This is a genomic window from Pseudomonas sp. Lb2C2 (genome assembly GCF_052112205.1).
Lineage (GTDB): Bacteria > Pseudomonadota > Gammaproteobacteria > Pseudomonadales > Pseudomonadaceae > Aquipseudomonas > Aquipseudomonas kilonensis.
On the sequence record NZ_JAUTYW010000002.1, the window covers coordinates 439294 to 452231 of the forward strand.

Genomic DNA, 12938 nt, shown 5'->3' on the forward strand with positions numbered 1-12938 from the left:
TGGAAAAAGGAATCAGCGTGCGGCGTTGACGCGGATCTTCAACGGCTGCGGATCCTTGCCATCGAGTTGCACGGCGTGTTGTTCGGTGGTGATGAACATCAACTGGCCGTCCACTTCGATGCGGGCGCTCACGGCATAACGATGGCCGGGCTTGACCTGGGCCGGATCATAACTGAGGTGGAACGGCAGCGGGACCTGGCCTTTGACCGGGCCGCTCTGCTCATCGAGCACCACCGCAGGGGCGTCGGCCAGGGAAACGTCCTGCAGGCTCACGCTCAAGGTAGCGTTGGGCGGCAGGGCGATGCGTTGCAGGTAGAACACTTCGCCATCGAGGGATGCGGAGGGGGGCGTTGTCGATTGGCAGGCGGCCAGTAACGCCATGGATGCAAGCAGAGCGAGTTTTTTCATTGGAAGCACCTGGCTCATTGACGCCAGCCACACCGGGCGTCAATGAGCATTTAGCGGATTTGCGTCCAAGCATCCATTCGTAACGTCGCGGCTCAGGAACCGAACGCAGGCGCTTGAACAGTTTCAGCCAGCGATGCTGGCGCCAGGCTCAGCGGGATGTCAACGTGTTGATTGCTGCCATCCCAGGTGAAGGCCTGTTCGGTATCAAGAAAAAGCGCGGTGTCGCCTTGGTACGCTTGGGCCTTGACCGAGAGTTTTTCGCCTACGGGCGTCGTCTTGGGGTCGACAAGAAAGCGATATTGCCAAGGCTGCTGGGCCACTGCTTCCTTTGGCGCCATGTTGGAGCCCTGGCCGCCGCTGGCGCTGATCTGCGCGCCGGCTGCATTTCGCACACTGACTTCGGTGCGAGCGGCTTCCGGGAGTTGGAAACCTTCAGGCAGTTGCAGGGTTAACGTGATGATGTTCATGCTGAATTCCTTTTCAGTACGTCGACGTTGACGTGAGCCCATCCTAGGGGCCTGCTCCAAAGTTCTCTGTAGGTCTTTTCTTGGTTTGACGTCGCCTTAGCCGCTGCGCAGTGTCGGAGTAAGCCCGATGACTGGCCCATCAACTCACCGCAAGCGTTCCATGCTTCTCGGTGAGTGATCGGCAACGTTCAACTGTCGGGGCTGACGGCGATCTCCGCCGCATCCTCACTGCGATGCAGCGCCACCTGGCGGATCGACAGGCGAATTTCCGCTGGCAGCACCCGCTTGGCCGCGCCTTCGGCCAGTTCGCCCAGCAGCTCGTGGTAGCTGAGTTTGCCGGCCTCGTCGCGGCGCAGCACGTCGAGGTCAAGCATGGTCTGGATGAAGTGGCGGAACAGGCTCTTGTCGAAGAACTCCGGCGCATTCAGGCCATGCAGGATCGACAGGCGCTGGGCCATGACGGTGCAGAGGTCTTCCAGTTCTTCGGCGCTGATGGTGTTCTGGCCGCTGTTGAGCAGCAGCGAGACGGTCATGTAGAAGCGCTGCAAGGTCTGGGCGATGCTTTTTGACAGCAGGGTCAGCAGCACGAAGTGCCGCGAACTCGGCGCCGGGCGCAGGTACAGGTCATTTTCGAAACGCAGCAGGCCCTGTTCGACGAATGCTTCGAGCCACTGGTCGACCACGCCGTCCAATTCTTCCAGCGACCAGCGAATGAACAGCTCCGATTGCAGGTACGGGTACAGCGCGTGGGTGTAGCGCAGGATCTGCTCGCGGCTCATGCGCGAGCTGCTCTGGAAGAAGCTCGCCAGCAACGCCGGCAGGGCGAAGATGTGCAGGACGTTGTTGCGGTAGTAGGTCATCAGTACCGCGTTCTGCTCATCCAGGTACAGAATCTTGCCCAGGGCATCGCTCTGTTCCGACAGCAGGTCCATGCCTTTTACATGTTCGATCAGCGCCCGGCCATCGCCTTCGGGCAGGGTGGTGTGGGGCGAGTACGGGACTTTGCGCAACAACGCCAGGTACAGGTCGAGCACCCGGGCCATGGCGCGGTCGTCCAGGGCCAGGCGGCTGGTGGACAGCAGCGCCAGGGCGACGAGGTTGACCGGGTTGATCGCTGCGGCTTCGTTCAGGTGCCGGGCCACGCGCTCGCCAAGGCGATTGGTGGTCGCATTGAGCCAGGCCGGTTTGAATTGCGGACCCAGTTCCTGTTGGCGCCAATCCGGCTGTTCGCTGTCGAGGAATTCCGCCAGCTTGATCGGTTCGCCGAAGTTCACCGCCACCTGGCCGAAACGTTGCTTGAGGGCGCCGATGACCTTGAAGATGTCGAAGATCGATTCTTTTTTCTTGCTGGCCCCACGCAGTTCGCCCAGGTAGGTACGGCCTTCCAGCACCCGCTCATAACCGATGTAGACCGGCACGAACACGATGGGCATGCGCGAGGAGCGCAGGAAGCTGCGCAGGGTGATGGCGAGCATGCCGGTCTTGGGTTGCAGCATGCGCCCGGTGCGCGAACGCCCGCCCTCGACGAAGTACTCCACCGGAAAGCCTTTGGTGAACAGCGTGTGCAGGTATTCGTTGAACACGGCGGTGTAGAGCGGGTTGCCCTTGAAGGTGCGACGCATGAAGAACGCCCCGCCACGGCGCAGCAGGCTGCCGATCACCGGCATGTTGAGGTTGATGCCGGCGGCGATGTGCGGCGGCGTCAGGCCGTTGCGAAACAACAGGTACGACAGCAGCAGGTAGTCGATGTGGCTGCGGTGGCACGGCACGTAGATGACTTCATGGCCTTGGGCGACGTTCTGCACGCCTTCGATGTGGTTGACCTTGATGCCGTCGTAGATCTTGTTCCAGAACCAGCTCAGCACCACTTCCAGGAAACGGATCGCGGTGTAGGTGTAGTCCGAGGCAATCTCGTTGCCGTAGCGCAGGGCCTGGGCCTTGGCTTTTTCGGCGGAGATCTTTTCCCGCTCGGCTTGCTCGGCAATCGCCTGCTTGACCAGCGGCTGGTTCAGCAGGCCCTTGACCAGGTTGCGCCGGTGGGAAATGTCGGGGCCGATGACCGCTGCTTTCAGATTGCGGAAGTGCACCCGCAGGATCCGCTGGGCCATGCGTACAGTGCGCTCGTGGCCCTTGTCGTGTTCGATCAGCTCGCGCAGGTGGATCGGCGCGGAGAATTGCACGCGGGTCTTGCGCCCCAGAATCATGATGCTCAACAGGCGGCGCAGGCGCCCGGTGACGGCCCAACTGTCGGCGAACAACAGTTTCCAGGGGCTGGATTCGCTGTCGGGCGACTGCCCCCAGAACACGCTGACCGGGATGATCTGGGCGTCTTCGGCGGCATTGTGGGTCAGGGCGTCGACCAGTCGCGTCAGGGTGGGCGGCGCACCGCGCTTGTCCTGGCGGCCGATCCAGTCCGGCGCTGGCGTCAGGTAGAAAAACGCCGCCGGCTCCAGCAGGTTGCCCACCGAGACCGGCAGCACCGGACGGGGCAGGCCGGCCTTGGTGCATTCGGTGTCGAGCACCGCCAGGTCAGTGAGCGAAGGATCTTGCAGGACGTAGAACACCGGACGACTGCGGTCGAGGTTGAGGGTGAAGGACGACTGGTTGATCGTCTCGGAGCGAACCCAGAGATACAACAGTCGGCGCAGGGTGCCAAACACAAGACGGCGGAACGGGGAGCGGGTCATACGGCTTCTGCATGAGTGAATGGAATGGGGCGGGCGCCAGTGTGCCGGATTCGCCGAAAATCGGCAAAAAAGCGCCGAAGTAAAGTCAGTTGAGAGTTTTTGTGTCTGTCATATACTCGGCCAGTGACTGCCATGGCCTCCCTTATGGACGGCTGGACGGCAGCTAACGTTCGTACGGCTTTCCCTCGAAAAGCCGACTTAAAAATAAGAAGTGGGAGTGAGCATCATGGCAGCACGGGAAACCGGCAGTGTGAAGTGGTTCAACGACGCGAAGGGCTACGGCTTCATCCAGCGTGAAGGCGGGGCGGATGTGTTCGTGCATTACCGCGCCATCCGCGGTGAAGGCCACCGTTCACTGACCGAAGGCCAGCAGGTCGAGTACGCGGTCGTGGAAGGGCAGAAGGGCTTGCAGGCTGAGGATGTGGTGGGGTTGTAACCCGCATTCACTGCCTACACAAAAACCATTGTGGGAGCGAGCTTGCTCGCGATAGCGGTGTGTCAGTCACTTCTAATCTGGCTGATCTACCGCTATCGCGAGCAAGCTCGCTCCCACATTGGCTCCTCGGTGGGCTGGAAGTCAGCGTTACGCCGTCTTCCAGGTAATTTCTTCTTCCCCATCGGCGCTGATGCGAATCCAGCGGTCCGCCGATTCCTCGCCTTCTTCCTCGACCCATGACCCAGGCGCGCAGCGTACTTCGACGTTCAGTGCGGCGAAGGCGGCGCGGGCGCAGGCGATGTCGTCTTCCCACGGGGTCTGGTCACTTTCCAGGTACAGGCTGTTCCATTTGCCCACGGCCTTGGGCAGCCAGGTCACCGGGATATTGCCGGCCTTGCACTTGTAGGTCTGGCCTTTCTGCACCCAGTCGCTGCACGGGCCCAGGGCCTGGCCGAGCCAGGCGGCGATGGCCTTGTGGTCGACGTCGGCGTCTTTGAGGTAAATCTCGATATCGGGTTGGCGCATGGATGTCCTCGCTGCGGTCTTGAAAAATCCATTCGCGGATTTAACGGGGCCCGAGCGGTTGCCCGGGACCGGAATCAAAAGGTTATTGAAGAACGAAATAATCGTAGCGCATCGACACCGTGACCTCGAACGGCTCGGCCTGCTCGATCACGCTGGCACGGCGTTCGGCACTGGCGCGCCAGCCGTGGGGCGTCATGGCCAGCAGGTTGGCGCGGTCCTGGCCACTGTCGAGGGTCAGCTTGAATTCGAGGGTTTCGCTGTGATCCAGCACCATGCCCGGCGGCACCAGGGCCAGGTGCTTGTCGTCGGTGTATTCGCGCACTTCGTCGTACAGGCGCTCGCGCAGTTCCATCAGGTGGCCGGCGGTGGGGCCGACTTTCATCAGGCCGCCGCCGGGGCTGAGCAAGCGCTTGGCCTCCTGCCAGTCCAGCGGACTGAACACGCTGGCCAGGAACTGGCAGCAGCCGTCCGTCAGCGGCACCCGGGCCATGCTGGCGATCAACCAGGTCAGCTGCGGGTTGCGTTTGCAGGCGCGCTTGACCGCCTCGCGGGAAATGTCCAAGGCATAGCCATCGGCCTGGGCCAACGCCTCGGCGATCTGCGCGGTGTAGTAGCCCTCGCCACAGCCAATGTCCAGCCAACGCCCAGGCGCGCGTTCGGCGGCCAGTTCGGCCAGGCGCCGGGCGACCGGGGCATAGTGCCCGGCGTTGAGGAAGTCGCGGCGGGCTTCGACCATCGCCTGGTTGTCGCCGGGGTCGCGGCTGTTCTTGTGCTGCACCGGCAGCAGGTTCAAGTAACCCTGCCGTGCGCGGTCGAAGCGGTGGCCGGCCGGGCACACCACGCCGTTGTCCACCGCGTTCAGCGGTTCACTGCAGATCGGACAGGCGAGCATCAGGCGAGCAACTTGATCAGCGTCTTGTAGTAGATCTCGGTCAGCACGTCGAGATCGGCGGCCAGCACACGCTCGTTGACCTGGTGGATGGTCGCGTTGACCGGCCCCAGTTCCACCACTTGCGTGCCCATGGTGGCGATGAAGCGACCGTCGGACGTGCCGCCGCTGGTGGACGCTTGGGTCTCGCGCCCGGTGACGTCCTTGATGCTCGACGATACGGCGTCGAGCAGTGCACCGGGTTCGGTGAGGAACGGCAGGCCGGACAGTGCCCAGTCGATGTGCCAATCCAGCTGATGCTTGTCGAGGATATCGGCAACGCGCTGTTGCAGGCCTTCGACGGTGGACTCGGTGGAAAAGCGGAAGTTGAACACCGCCACCAGGTCACCGGGGATCACGTTGGTCGCGCCGGTGCCGGAATTGAGGTTGGATATCTGGAAACTGGTCGGCGGGAAGAAGTCGTTGCCGTGGTCCCAATGCTCGGCGGCCAGTTCGGCCAAGGCGGGCGCGGCCAGGTGGATCGGGTTCTTCGCCAGGTGTGGATAAGCCACGTGGCCTTGCTTGCCGCGCACGGTCAACTTCGCGCCGAGGGAACCGCGCCGGCCATTCTTGACCACATCGCCCACCAGCGTGGTGCTCGACGGCTCGCCGACGATGCACCAGTCCAGTCGCTCCTGGCGGGCCTTGAGGCGCTCGATCACGGCTTTGGTGCCGTGGTGGGCCGGGCCTTCTTCATCGCTGGTGATCAGGAAGGTCAGCGAGCCCTTGTGGTCCGGGTAGTCGGCGACGAACCGTTCGGCCGCCACGACCATCGCCGCCAGGCTGCCTTTCATGTCCGCCGCGCCACGGCCGCAGAGCATGCCCTGTTCGTCGATGACCGCATCGAACGGGTCGAGTTGCCAGGCCTGCACCGGACCGGTCGGCACCACGTCGGTGTGCCCGGCGAAGCACAGCACCGGACCGTCATGCTTGCCATGGCTGGCCCAGAAGTTATCCACATCCTCGATGCGCATCGGCTCGAGCGTAAAGCCCGCATTGCCCAGGCGCTGCATCATCAGTTTCTGGCAATCGGCATCCACCGGCGTCACGGACGGACGGCGGATCAGGTCGCAGGCGAGTTGCAGGGTCGGCGAGAGGTCGGCGTGGGCCGTCATGAAAGCTCCGGGAATATAGTGTGAACGCAAGGCTTGTGCAGGCGCGGGCTGGCTCGCGCAAAATGGCGGTTATCTTATAGCAAAACGACCACCATGGGCCCCTGGTGCGGGACAGGTGGAACACAAAACCTGTGGGAGCGAGCTTGCTCGCGATGGCGGTGGATCAGTAGCGCTGGTGTTGACTGACACGCCGCCATCGCGAGCAAGCTCGCTCCCACAAGGGAAATTGGTGGGATTCAATTCGCGAACAGCTCGAATTGCCACGGCAAAGCCCTATAATGCGCGCCGGTTTTTGGGGTAATGGTCATGAGTACAGAAGATCCACGGTTTGCCGGTATCGCCCGCTTGTATGGCATCGAAGGCCTGGAGCGCCTGCGGGCGGCCCATGTGGCGATTGTCGGGGTTGGCGGTGTCGGCTCCTGGGCGGCGGAAGCCATTGCCCGTTGCGGCGTGGGCGAGATCTCGCTGTTCGACCTGGACGATGTCTGCGTGAGCAACGCCAACCGTCAGTTGCACGCCCTGGACAGCACCGTCGGCAAGCCCAAGGTCGAGGTCATGGCCGAGCGGCTGCGTGGGATCAACCCCGACTGCACCGTGCATGCGGTGGCCGACTTCGTCACCCGCGACACCATGGCCGAGTACATCACGCCGAACATCGACTGCGTGATCGACTGCATCGACAGCGTCAACGCCAAGGCTGCGCTGATCGCCTGGTGCAAGCGCCGCAAGATCCAGATCATCACCACCGGCGGCGCGGGCGGGCAGATCGACCCGACGCTGATCCAGGTCTGCGACTTGAACCGTACGTTCAACGATCCGCTGGCCTCCAAGGTGCGCTCCACCTTGCGCCGCGACTACGGTTTCTCCCGCACCGTGACCCGCCACTACAGCGTGCCTTGCGTGTTCTCCACCGAACAACTGCGCTACCCGAAACCGGACGGCAGCATTTGCTTGCAGAAGAGTTTCGTCGGCGACGGCGTCAAGCTCGACTGCGCCGGCGGGTTTGGCGCGGTGATGATGGTCACGGCGACGTTCGGCATGGTCGCGGCGACCAAGGCTGTGGATAAGATCGTGGCGGGCGTGCGGCGGCCGGCGGATAGGGTCAAGCCTCAGGATTGAGGGTGGGGCTGATGGCCCCTTCGCGAGCAAGCTCGCTCCCACATGGGATCTGGCTGAATGCAGTATTTGCGTACACCCAAATCCCCTGTGGGAGCGAGCTTGCTCGCGATGGCGGTTACTGAGTCAACTCAAACATCCGCTTTAACACCGCATTCAAGCCATTGCTACGCGACGGCGACAACTGCCGCGACAACCCCAGCTGATTGAACCAGTCCGGCAAATCCACCTGCTGCAACTCTTCAGCGGACAAACCGTTGACCCGCGCCAACAGCAACGCCACCAGCCCACGGATCAACCGCGCATCGCTGCTGGCAGAGAACTGCCAGTACCCGTCCTGCAGCCGACCCACCAACCACACCTGACTTTCACAACCGTGGACCAGGTTAGCGTCGCATTTGTCCGCATCGCTCAACGGCGGCAAACGTTCGCCCCATTGCATCAGCAGTCGGGCGCGTTGTTCCCAACCTGACGCGTCCTGGAAAATCTGCAGCGCTGTGGCAGCCTCGGCGGGCAGGTTCATCGGAGCATCTCCAGGGCCTGGTCCAGGGCCTCGAAGAAACGTTCGAGATCGGCGGAGTCGTTGTACAGCGCCAGCGACACCCGGATCGCCCCGGACAGCTTCAAATGCTTGAACAACGGCATCGCGCAGTGATGCCCGGCGCGCACGGCGATACCTTGCTCGGTCAGCAGGTGCGCCAGGTCGGCGTTGTGGATGCCTTCGACCACGAAGCTGACCAGGGCCAGGCGCGGGTTGCCCACCAGGCGAACGCCGTTGCGGGCCAACAGGCCATGGAGCAGGTAGTCATGCAGCGCTGCCTCATGCTCGATGACCGCCTGCGGGTCGAGGTCGGACAGGTAATCCAGGGTCGCCCCCAGGCCGATCACGCTGGCGATCGGCGGCGTGCCCGCTTCGAAACCCAGCGGCGCAGGGCGGAAGCTGGCGCTGTGGTAATCGGCCTGTTGCACCATTTCGCCGCCGAACTGCCAATGACGCAGGTTGCCAAGGGCTTCGGTACGGCCAAACAGCACGCCCAGCCCGTCGGGGCCGTAGAGTTTGTGGCTGGAAAACACATAGAAGTCGCAGCCCAGCGCCTCGACGTCGTGGCGACCATGGACCACGCCCTGGGCGCCGTCGATCACCGTCAGCGCGCCCTGGGCCTTGGCCAGCGCCAGCAGCGCCGGCACCGGCTGCCAGGCCCCGAGCACATTGGATAACTGGCTCACCGCCAGCAAGCGCGTACGCGGGCCGATCAGTTCGGCGGCGGCGCCAGGGTCGATCACCCCGTTGGCATCCAGTGGCAGTACCACCAGGGTCAACGAACGGCGCTCGGCCAGTTGCTGCCACGGCAGCAGGTTGGCGTGGTGTTCCAGGGCGCTGATGACGATCTCATCGCCCGGGTTGAATAAGTGTTCCAGCCCGTAGGCCAGCAGGTTCAGCGCCGAAGTGGCGCCGTGGGTGAAGACGACTTGCCCGCAGTTTCCGGCATTGAGCCATTGCGAGACCTTGAGGCGGCTGTCCTCGAACGCCTGGGTGGCATGGGCGCCCGGCAAATGTTGAGCACGGTGCACGTTGGCCGCGCCATTAGCGTAGTAATGCGTCAGGGCGTCCAACAGGGCTTGGGGTTTTTGCGTGGTGGCGGCGCTGTCCAGGTAGGTCTGGCCTTGCCGTTGCAGGGCGGCGATGGCCGGGAAATCGGCACGCCAGGGGGATTGGATCAACATGCTTTCGGGCCCTGCTGGAGGTACGCCGGCCCCTGTGGGAGCAAAGCTGCTCCCACAGGTGGGGTGTGAAGCGGCTTAGTTGTGGGCGTGCAGTGCTTCGTTCAGCTCGATGGCCGATTTGTGCGTCTTGCATTCCACCGCACCGGTTTCGGAGTTGCGGCGGAACAACAGGTCAGGCTGGCCGGCCAGGTCGCGGGCCTTGACCACTTTGACCAGTTGGTTGTTTTCGTCCAGCAGCTTCACTTTGGTGCCGGCGGTCACGTACAGGCCCGACTCCACGGTGTTGCGGTCGCCCAGCGGGATACCGATACCGGCATTGGCGCCGATCAGGCAGCCTTCGCCAACCTTGATCACGATGTTGCCGCCGCCCGACAGGGTGCCCATGGTCGAGCAACCGCCGCCCAGGTCCGAACCCTTGCCGACGAATACGCCCGCCGAAACACGGCCTTCGATCATGCCCGGGCCTTCGGTGCCGGCGTTGAAATTGACGAAACCTTCGTGCATCACGGTGGTGCCTTCGCCGACATAGGCGCCCAGGCGGACCCGCGCGGCATCGGCGATACGCACGCCGGCCGGAACCACGTAGTCGGTCATTTTCGGGAACTTGTCCACCGAGAACACTTCCAGCAGCTCGCCACGCAGGCGGGCTTCGAGCTGGTGCTCGGCCAGTTCGCTCAAGTCGATCGCGCCCTGGCTGGTCCAGGCCACGTTCGGCAGCAGAGGGAAGATGCCGGCCAGGTTCAGGCCATGAGGCTTGACCAGACGATGGGACAGCAGGTGCAGCTTGAGGTAAGCCTCAGGCGTGGAAGACAGTTGGGCATCTTCGGCCAGCAGCGTGGCGACCAGCGGCTTGTGGCTTTCGGCCAGGCGAGTCAGCAGCGCGGCTTGTGCGGCATCGACGCCCTTGAGGGCTTCTGCCAGTTGCGAGGCCTGGGCGGTGGTGAAGGTGATGGCCTGGTTGCCTTCGCTGTAGCCAAGGATTGGCGCGATGGCTGCGACGATGTCAGCCGACGGGTTGAGCAGCGGCTGTGCGTAGAACACTTCCAGCCAGGCGCCTTGACGGTTTTGAGTGCCGACACCGAAGGCCAGGCTGAACAGGGTAGTGGACATGAAATTACCTCTACAAAATGGACTGGGCAGGCTTACTTGATCTCTGCCGCATAAATATCTGGCTTGAAGCCAATCAGGGTTCGGTCACCGAGGTCAAGCACCGGGCGCTTGATCATCGAGGGTTGGGCGAGCATCAGTTCGATGGCTTTCGGCTGGTCGAGATCGGCTTTGCGTTCGTCGTCGAGTTTGCGAAAGGTCGTACCGGCACGGTTCAACACCACTTGCCAGCCATGCTCGTTGCACCATTGGGTCAGGTGCTCACGGTCGATGCCGGCAGTTTTGTAGTCGTGAAAGTCGTAGTGCACAGCGTGATCATCGAGCCAGGTGCGCGCCTTTTTCATCGTGTCACAGGCTTTGATGCCGAAAAGGTGCAACGTTTTGCTTGAATCGGTCAAGGAACTGCCCCCTTTGCAGGTGCTGAAAATAAAAGGTGAAGGATTATGCCATGACCGGACGGTTTCGCGACGGCCTAGATCGGTATGCCCCCAAACCTCTGGGCGAGCCTGTGGGAGCAAAGCTTGCTCGCGATACAGACGACACGGTTCAACTGCAAGACCGGGCCACCGTTCATCGCGAGCAAGCTTTGCTCCCACAGGCTCATTGCCACAGGGCAGGGCTGCGACATAGGTACAACGGCCAGACCCATGCTAAGGGGCTAATATGGCACTTCAACGGCAAGCTGTTGCCGGATGTGTGTTGCTGTCATTGGAAAACCGTCATGCAAAGCGCCTATACCGTCCTGATCCTGTTAATGCTGGTGGGCGTGTCGCGCCTGATCGGGCGGTTGATCCCGCTGCCGTTGCCCCTGGTGCAGATTGGTGCTGGCGCGGTGCTGGCCTGGCCCTCGCTGGGGCTGCATGTGGCGCTTGATCCCGAGTTGTTCCTGTTTCTGTTCCTGCCGCCGCTGCTGTTCTCCGATGGTTGGCGCATGCCCAAGCGTGAACTCTGGCGCCTGCGCGGGCCGATCCTGACGCTGGCGGTGGGATTGGTGCTGTTTACGGTAGTTGGGGCGGGGTATTTCATTCATTGGCTGCTGCCCGGTATCCCGTTGCCGGTGGCCTTCGCCCTGGCTGCCGTGCTGTCGCCGACCGACGCGGTGGCGGTGTCGGCGATTGCCCGTGACCGCCTGCCTGCGCCGTTGATGCACATGCTCCAGGGCGAGGCGCTGATGAACGATGCGTCGGGCCTGGTGACCTTCAAGTTCGCCTTGGCGGCGGCGATCACCGGCGTGTTTTCCCTGGCGGGCGCGAGCCTGACCTTTGTCCTGGTGGCGATCGGTGGATTGTTGGTGGGCGTGGCCTTGAGTTGGCTAGTAGGCCGCTTGCGGGCCTGGATGATTGCCCGGGGCTGGGACGATCCGGCCACCCACGTAGTATTCATGTTGTTGCTGCCGTTCGCGGCCTATGTGCTGGCTGAACGCTTAGGGGCCTCGGGGATTCTCTCGGCGGTGGCGGCGGGGATGATGCAGAGCTGGCTCGACCTGCTGCCGCGCCAGACCGGCACGCGGTTGCTCAATCGCAGCGTCTGGTCACTGTTGGAATTTGCCTTCAATGGCTTGATCTTCCTGCTGCTGGGCCTGCAATTGCCGGACATCATCAAGGCAGTGACCAGCCACGAAACCACGTTGTGGCCGACGTTGCTCTACCGCTGCCTGGACTTGGTGGCGATTTTCCTGGTGTTGCTGGTGCTGCGGTTTGTCTGGGTGCAAAGCATCTGGCGCTTGTCCGGGCTGCTGCGGCGCTGGCGCGGCAAAGGCGAGTTGACCTTGGTGCCGGACGCGCGCTCCTGCTGGCTGCTGACTTTTGGCGGCGTGCGTGGGGCGGTGACACTGGCTGGCGTGCTGTCGGTGCCGTTGCTGCTGGGGGCGGGCGAGCCGTTTCCCGAGCGAGATCTGCTGATCTTCATTGCCGCCGGGGTGATCCTGCTGTCGCTCATTGCTGCCTGCATCGCCTTGCCACTGCTGCTGCGTGGCATCGAGAAAAGCCCCGACGACAAGCGCCGTAATGAAGTCCGCGAGGCCTGGCGCAAAACCGCTGAAGCGGCGATTCATGCACTGGAAGTGGAAGAGCCGACCGAAGCGACCAGTACGCCGGATGCGGCCCAGGCGGCGCTGGCGACCGAGGTCAAGGCGCGGTTGATGTCTGAGTATCGCCATCAGTTGGAGGTGTTCAACGACTCCGCCGAAGCGCAGGCGCTGGCGTTCGAGATGGACCTGTTGGAACGCCGGCTGCGCTTGAAGGCTTATCGGGCGCAGCGGCTGGAGCTGTACCGGCTCAGTCGTCATCATCAGATTGGGGATGATGTGCTGCGTGAGGTGCTGGGGGAGTTGGATTTGGCGGAGGCGAATTTGGGGTTGGGTAAATAGCAGCCATGGCGCAAAGCTAATTGTGGCGAGGGGATTTATCCCCGTTGGACTGCGCA

Annotated in this window: 13 protein-coding genes; 3 read left to right on the plus strand and 10 right to left on the minus strand. The window is 62.8% G+C overall.

The annotated features are described in order from the left end of the window. Positions 1-12: 12 nt before the first annotated feature. The 3 genes from Q7F16_RS06230 to plsB all read right to left on the minus strand — a co-directional run bounded on the left by Q7F16_RS06230 (position 13) and on the right by plsB (position 3562). On the minus strand, positions 13-408 hold the full coding sequence (locus Q7F16_RS06230; protein ID WP_409555912.1) for a YbaY family lipoprotein: 396 nt from the start codon (positions 406-408) through the stop codon (positions 13-15). Positions 409-500: 92 nt separating this feature from the next. Beyond that, positions 501-875: a hypothetical protein gene (locus Q7F16_RS06235; RefSeq protein WP_046065320.1), complete on the minus strand. Its 375-nt coding sequence runs from the start codon at positions 873-875 to the stop codon at positions 501-503. A 188-nt stretch (positions 876-1063) separates the two neighbouring features. Then, positions 1064-3562: a glycerol-3-phosphate 1-O-acyltransferase PlsB gene (gene plsB / locus Q7F16_RS06240; protein ID WP_046065319.1), complete on the minus strand. Its 2499-nt coding sequence runs from the start codon at positions 3560-3562 to the stop codon at positions 1064-1066. A gap of 226 nt (positions 3563-3788) precedes the next feature. On the opposite strand from plsB, the gene Q7F16_RS06245 reads away from it, so the two are divergent. Next, complete coding sequence (locus Q7F16_RS06245; RefSeq protein ID WP_003198198.1) at positions 3789-3998, plus strand: cold shock domain-containing protein; 210 nt, start codon at positions 3789-3791, stop codon at positions 3996-3998. Between the two features lie 147 nt (positions 3999-4145). Here the strand turns inward: Q7F16_RS06245 and Q7F16_RS06250 are convergent, their stop codons facing one another. The 3 genes from Q7F16_RS06250 to dapE form a co-directional block, all read right to left on the minus strand. Beyond that, the gene (locus tag Q7F16_RS06250) at positions 4146-4523 is read right to left on the minus strand and encodes a hypothetical protein (RefSeq protein WP_003198200.1); all 378 of its coding nucleotides are present in this window, start codon (positions 4521-4523) and stop codon (positions 4146-4148) included. Positions 4524-4605: 82 nt separating this feature from the next. Beyond that, positions 4606-5415 (minus strand): putative RNA methyltransferase, encoded by an 810-nt coding sequence (locus Q7F16_RS06255; RefSeq protein WP_409555911.1) that lies wholly within the window; start codon positions 5413-5415, stop codon positions 4606-4608. Next, complete coding sequence (gene dapE / locus Q7F16_RS06260) at positions 5415-6566, minus strand: succinyl-diaminopimelate desuccinylase (protein WP_014336780.1); 1152 nt, start codon at positions 6564-6566, stop codon at positions 5415-5417. Before dapE ends, Q7F16_RS06255 begins: the two co-directional genes overlap by 1 nt. 306 nt (positions 6567-6872) lie before the next feature. Here dapE and tcdA point away from each other — a divergent pair, with 306 nt between their 5' ends. Next, positions 6873-7685, plus strand: a complete 813-nt coding sequence (gene tcdA / locus Q7F16_RS06265) for a tRNA cyclic N6-threonylcarbamoyladenosine(37) synthase TcdA (RefSeq protein WP_373419631.1) — start codon at positions 6873-6875, stop codon at positions 7683-7685. 115 nt (positions 7686-7800) lie between these two features. Here the strand turns inward: tcdA and Q7F16_RS06270 are convergent, their stop codons facing one another. From Q7F16_RS06270 to Q7F16_RS06285, 4 genes are all read right to left on the minus strand, one after another. Beyond that, on the minus strand, positions 7801-8205 hold the full coding sequence (locus tag Q7F16_RS06270; RefSeq protein ID WP_046065317.1) for a SufE family protein: 405 nt from the start codon (positions 8203-8205) through the stop codon (positions 7801-7803). Then, the gene (locus tag Q7F16_RS06275) at positions 8202-9407 is read right to left on the minus strand and encodes an aminotransferase class V-fold PLP-dependent enzyme (protein WP_046065316.1); all 1206 of its coding nucleotides are present in this window, start codon (positions 9405-9407) and stop codon (positions 8202-8204) included. Before Q7F16_RS06275 ends, Q7F16_RS06270 begins: the two co-directional genes overlap by 4 nt. Before the next feature lie 75 nt (positions 9408-9482). Then, positions 9483-10517, minus strand: coding sequence for a 2,3,4,5-tetrahydropyridine-2,6-dicarboxylate N-succinyltransferase (dapD, locus tag Q7F16_RS06280; RefSeq protein WP_003198211.1), 1035 nt, complete (start codon positions 10515-10517; stop codon positions 9483-9485). A gap of 32 nt (positions 10518-10549) precedes the next feature. Further along, positions 10550-10912 (minus strand): ArsC family reductase, encoded by a 363-nt coding sequence (locus tag Q7F16_RS06285; RefSeq protein WP_046065315.1) that lies wholly within the window; start codon positions 10910-10912, stop codon positions 10550-10552. A 323-nt stretch (positions 10913-11235) separates the two neighbouring features. On the opposite strand from Q7F16_RS06285, the gene Q7F16_RS06290 reads away from it, so the two are divergent. After that, positions 11236-12882 (plus strand): Na+/H+ antiporter, encoded by a 1647-nt coding sequence (locus tag Q7F16_RS06290; RefSeq protein ID WP_409555910.1) that lies wholly within the window; start codon positions 11236-11238, stop codon positions 12880-12882. Positions 12883-12938 lie beyond the last annotated feature (56 nt).

What these genes read in the sequence shown, in the direction of transcription:
- Q7F16_RS06230 (WP_409555912.1), bottom strand. Translation starts at nt 408, where the DNA reads ATGAAAAAACTCGCTCTGCTTGCATCCATGGCGTTACTGGCCGCCTGC.
- Q7F16_RS06235 (WP_046065320.1), bottom strand. Translation starts at nt 875, where the DNA reads ATGAACATCATCACGTTAACCCTGCAACTGCCTGAAGGTTTCCAACTC.
- plsB (WP_046065319.1), bottom strand. Translation starts at nt 3,562, where the DNA reads ATGACCCGCTCCCCGTTCCGCCGTCTTGTGTTTGGCACCCTGCGCCGA.
- Q7F16_RS06245 (WP_003198198.1), top strand. Translation starts at nt 3,789, where the DNA reads ATGGCAGCACGGGAAACCGGCAGTGTGAAGTGGTTCAACGACGCGAAG.
- Q7F16_RS06250 (WP_003198200.1), bottom strand. Translation starts at nt 4,523, where the DNA reads ATGCGCCAACCCGATATCGAGATTTACCTCAAAGACGCCGACGTCGAC.
- Q7F16_RS06255 (WP_409555911.1), bottom strand. Translation starts at nt 5,415, where the DNA reads ATGCTCGCCTGTCCGATCTGCAGTGAACCGCTGAACGCGGTGGACAAC.
- dapE (WP_014336780.1), bottom strand. Translation starts at nt 6,566, where the DNA reads ATGACGGCCCACGCCGACCTCTCGCCGACCCTGCAACTCGCCTGCGAC.
- tcdA (WP_373419631.1), top strand. Translation starts at nt 6,873, where the DNA reads ATGAGTACAGAAGATCCACGGTTTGCCGGTATCGCCCGCTTGTATGGC.
- Q7F16_RS06270 (WP_046065317.1), bottom strand. Translation starts at nt 8,205, where the DNA reads ATGAACCTGCCCGCCGAGGCTGCCACAGCGCTGCAGATTTTCCAGGAC.
- Q7F16_RS06275 (WP_046065316.1), bottom strand. Translation starts at nt 9,407, where the DNA reads ATGTTGATCCAATCCCCCTGGCGTGCCGATTTCCCGGCCATCGCCGCC.
- dapD (WP_003198211.1), bottom strand. Translation starts at nt 10,517, where the DNA reads ATGTCCACTACCCTGTTCAGCCTGGCCTTCGGTGTCGGCACTCAAAAC.
- Q7F16_RS06290 (WP_409555910.1), top strand. Translation starts at nt 11,236, where the DNA reads ATGCAAAGCGCCTATACCGTCCTGATCCTGTTAATGCTGGTGGGCGTG.